This is a genomic window from Deltaproteobacteria bacterium (assembly GCA_009929795.1).
GTDB lineage: Bacteria > Desulfobacterota > Desulfovibrionia > Desulfovibrionales > Desulfomicrobiaceae > RZZR01.
This window is the reverse complement of record RZZR01000204.1, coordinates 1-3,569: the sequence shown is the minus strand read 5'-3', so window position 1 is coordinate 3,569 and position 3,569 is coordinate 1. Positions and strand designations below refer to the sequence as shown.

At 66.1% G+C, this 3,569-nt stretch carries 4 protein-coding genes; all 4 read left to right on the top strand.

Annotated elements, in window-relative coordinates:
- The first annotated feature begins 1,805 nt into the window (after positions 1–1,805).
- A complete protein-coding gene (locus EOM25_13115) occupies positions 1,806–2,015 on the top strand; it encodes a hypothetical protein (protein ID NCC26115.1) in 210 nt (69 codons plus the stop codon).
- Positions 2,012–2,269 (top strand): hypothetical protein, encoded by a 258-nt coding sequence (locus EOM25_13110; GenBank protein NCC26114.1) that lies wholly within the window; start codon positions 2,012–2,014, stop codon positions 2,267–2,269. The genes EOM25_13115 and EOM25_13110 overlap by 4 nt, the downstream gene beginning before the upstream one ends.
- Before the next feature lie 147 nt (positions 2,270–2,416).
- A complete protein-coding gene (locus tag EOM25_13105) occupies positions 2,417–2,983 on the top strand; it encodes a hypothetical protein (protein ID NCC26113.1) in 567 nt (188 codons plus the stop codon).
- Positions 2,980–3,569: hypothetical protein (locus tag EOM25_13100; protein NCC26112.1), on the top strand; the 590-nt coding region annotated here is incomplete at its 3' end. The genes EOM25_13105 and EOM25_13100, both read left to right, overlap by 4 nt.

Sequence of the window (3,569 nt, the reverse complement as noted above, 5' to 3'; positions counted from 1 at the left end):
CCGCCGAACTGGTCGGCCGGATCCTCGACCCCAAGAAGCGCCCCAAGCGCCGTGCCCGACTCGGGGTCCTCGACGCGCCCGTAGGGGCGACGCATGCGTCGCCCACGCAAACGGCGTCCCCCCTCAAAGATCCTGCCCAGGTCTGGCAGTCCCACGCCTGGAAACTGGTCAACGAGTCTGCCGACCGCCTTTCGGCCCGGCCCGACCAGGTGGCATGGCTGTCGGCCCGCGGCATCTCGGCCAAGACCGCGGCCCTCTGCAAGCTGGGCTGGATAGAGGAGCGCGGCCGCGACGTCTACCGGGCCCGGTCCGGCTGGGGCCTGCCAGAACGACTGAAAGCCGACGGCACCCAGAAAAAGCTCTGGATCCCCCGCGGCCTGTCCATCCCGTACTGGCGAGGGGAGACCATCCTCCGGGTCCGGATCCGCCGGGCCGAAGGCGAGCCCCGCTATCTCATCCTGGAGGGATCGGCCACCGACCCCATGCCACCAATGCTCCTGAAGGGAACCGCCCGCCAGGCCGTGGGCGTCATCGTCACCGAGGCCGAGCTGGACGGGATCGCCCTCTGGCAGGCTCTGGGGGATGTGGTCTCGATCCTGGCCATGGGCTCGGCCCAGGCCCGGCCCAAGGAATCCGAGGTCCGCGACCTGGTGGATTCGGCCCGCTGGATCGGCCTGATCCTCGACCGCGACGACGCCGGAGACGCCGGGACATCCTGGTGGCTGGAGCATTTCCGGCCCGAGTCCGGCATCGTCGATCTGCGGAACGTCCTGCCCCAAGGGGCCAAGGATCCGGGCGAGGCCGTGGCCCAGGGCCAGGATCTCCGTCAGGCCGTCGTCGAGAAAATGCCCATGGGGTTCAGGATGGCCGCGGCCCGGCGTGGAGTTTTGGCCGGTAAGTCTGGCCTCGAGGGGGGAGGGGAAAAAGAAACGGCCGTGGATGGGGACGGGGCCGGGATCAACGAACCCGTAGGGGCGACGCATGCGTCGCCCACGCAAACGGCGTCGCCCACGCAAACGGCGTCGCCCACGCAAACGGCGTCGCCCATTCCCGACCCGGTCCGCGAGCTGGGCGCCATCCTGCGGCGGTGTCCGTGGGTGACCATCGTCTGGACCCTCGATCCCATCCGCATGGCCTGGGACACCGATCCCGACCACAAGGCCTGGATGTCGGACAGCGACGTCGCGGCCAGGATCAGTCATCTCCTATATCACGAGGCAGAGGTTGGCCGGTATCTCGACACGCACCCGGACGGGGCGCGCGGGATCACCGGCCGAAATTTTTGGCGGCCCATGGCTGGCCGCGCAACATCCGCCCGGTCTCGGGAGGTGGGGTTTGTACCTGCTCCCGGTCCCGTGGAGGCCCCGGCGATAGCTCATCAGGTAGCCGGGGACATTCGGTGAAACGGGACGTCGCTCGAATCTGCGGCACCTCCGGGGATGGACCGGCCGGCTCGAGACGGTCGGCCCCATCTCCCGGGACCGGGCGGACAATGGAGGACACCATGAGGCAGACCTGGATTTTTCGAGATAGGCAAGGGGTCGCCTACCATTTGGGATGGCAAGAGGCGCAAGAGATTATGGCCATGTTGGTCATGGAATGGCGGAGGGAACTGGAAATGAGGAGGACCAAGGCATGAGCGACCACAAGAACGACGCCCCGGACTGGACGGTAATCGTCCAGGAAATCAACGAAAATTGCAGGCGGTCGGACCGAAGGGCCTCCCTGATCCTGGAGCTGGCCGTTTTGGCCATGGCCGGTCTGGCGGTCTGGGCTCTGGTCTGTCTGGTGTTGGGGGTGCTGCCATGATCCCCGGCAGGGACGGCCGTCCCCTGTTCCGGTTCTGGGTCTGGCGTTCGGCCAAGACTCCCAGACCCTTGTGCGTGGTGGCCGCCCACAATGCCGACGAAGCCGTGGCCACAGCCAAAACCATCTTCTACCTTGACCGCACGGCCCACGCCGAGTTCGAGAACCCGGCCGAGGAGGCCTGGGCCAAGGACGGGAGCCATTCATGAGCGCCCCGCACATGAGCCGGGAGCGTGTGGTGGCCATCAAGACCAAGCTGGAGGGCACGGGCCGGGCCATGCCCAACGCCCAGGCCATCGCCCTGTGCGAATGGGCACTGGCCGAGGAGCGACGCAAGTCCGCCCACCAGCGGGCTGCGGCCATGTACCGGGAGCGGATGCAGGAGTGGGGGCGGGTCATCGCCAATCTGCTCCGCTGCGACCCAGATGCCAAAGCCGAAAATCTTGAGGAAAACAATGGCTGAACGAACTCAACGAATCGTCATCCTGTGTGGAATTGGCATGGCCATCCTTGCCAATGCCATCTTTGGCAAATGGATACTTGCCGGGCTTTGGGCTGTCTCGGGCTTAATCTGGTTGTTTATTGCCCTGAAAATCTCTGGAGGTGAATAATGCTGATCGTCGGCATCTCCGGCAAGGCCGGAACAGGAAAAACCACCATGGCCCGGGAATTGTTGGCCATCTTCGCCGACTGCCGGGCCATGGCCTTTGCCGACGCCCTCAAAAACGAGGTGTCCCGGGTCTACAACATCGACCGCTGGGCCCTGGACTCGGACAAGGACCGCCTCCACATCGACCCGCTCCTGCCCAGGTCGCCCATGACCCTGCGCGAGATCCTGCAATGGCACGGCCAGGCCAGGCGCGACGAGGACCCCGGCCATTGGGTCCGGGCCCTGGAACGGGACCTGATGGACTACGCCACCGACTCCCTGGTCATCATCCACGACGTCCGCTACCCGGACGAGGCCGAACTGGTCATGGACTACCGCGGCCTCCTGGTCCGGCTGGAACCGTATCCCGGATGTCCCAAGGCCCCGGACCATGTCTCGGAATCGGCCCTGGACGGCTGGCCGGCCTGGGACCTGCGCCTGCGACCGCCCTATGGCTGGCTGGTCCAGGCCGCTGGGCAGATCGTCGCCCCCGAGATCGTCCGACGTATCTGCGGAGGCCGGGGATGACCTCAGAAGGCCCGGCCATGACCGACGCCCCTGCCAACGTGCCAGAGGACATGGAGCGGATTCTTTCTGTTGCCGACGACGCCGATGCCCGAGAGCTTCGATCCCGGCTCGAAGCCCGCGAGGCAGCAAACGCTCTGGTCTCCAAATCGCCCACGTCCGGCAATGTTCGCTCGGCCGACATGGCCTCCCGTTCCTTTCAGGACTGTCTCGGCCGCCTGCTCCAGAAGTATTTTGGCCACGGTCAGGTCTTCGCCAATCGGACCGAGGCCTGGCGATGGCTCCAGGCCCAAGGCTATTCCATCCAAAAGACCTCCGTCTACAACCACGCCAGAAAGGGTTTGCTCAAGCTCCAGCAGGACGGTTCCATTCTGCTCCGCGACCTGGAGCACTACGCGGCCACGCATCTGGAGAAGCTGGCCAATAAGGGTCCGGAGGACATGGACCGGGAAGTTGCCCGGCGCAAGGCCAAGGCCGACGCGGACCGGGCCGAGGCCGAAGCCGACCGGGCCCGGGTCAAGGCCGATCTGGCCCAGGGCCGGGTCATTGACAAGGGGATCCTCGTTCAGACCTTGGCCGCGGTGGTCGG